Origin of the sequence: Grimontia celer (genome assembly GCF_900055185.1) — a bacterium.
GTDB classification, from domain to species: Bacteria; Pseudomonadota; Gammaproteobacteria; order Enterobacterales; family Vibrionaceae; genus Enterovibrio; species Enterovibrio celer.
Window position 1 is genome coordinate 1 of the sequence record NZ_FIZX01000077.1, and the last position, 528, is coordinate 528.

Below are 528 nucleotides of genomic sequence, written 5' to 3' on the forward strand. Positions count from 1 at the left end.
TTAAAGCGATCTGAACTAAAGGCGTTGTCGATGGATAATGTGGAGAGCGTTGAGAATGAGTACCAGATTACAATAAAAAATTCAGTGTATAGGCTATCGCGAGTAGCAAGTGCCGCACTTGAGCGTTGGTTTTCGTTTACTGGAACACAAGACGAGTTGCCTGTATTTCGTGCGATAGATAAACATGAAAATATCAGTCTGCAACCTTTAGATGATTCGTCGATCTACAGAATATTGAGAAGAGCAAGTGACTTACTTCAATTGGCTAACAACCACCATTTCGCCGGGAACTCTATTCGTGTAGGTGCCGCACAAGAACTATCGAAACAAGGCCTTAAGGTGAGAGAAATTCAAGATTTTGGTCGTTGGCTCAGCCCTGCAATGCCTGCGCAATATGTGGGTTATTCGGGTACCTCTGAGAGTGAGAAGATGAAGTTTAAAGCACTAATTCCTTGGCAATGAGCTGATGGCTTTGTTAAGAGGCGGCTTGTTTATCTACGGTTTTTTTATAGGCAGATTGTTAATAAA

Annotated in this window: 1 protein-coding gene; it reads left to right on the top strand. The window is 42.0% G+C overall.

Translation table 11 applies throughout. From position 1 onward, the window contains the following. A partial coding sequence (locus GCE9029_RS25510) for a tyrosine-type recombinase/integrase (protein WP_157487870.1) occupies positions 1-462 on the top strand: 462 nt, incomplete at its 5' end. Between the last annotated feature and the right edge of the window lie 66 nt (positions 463-528).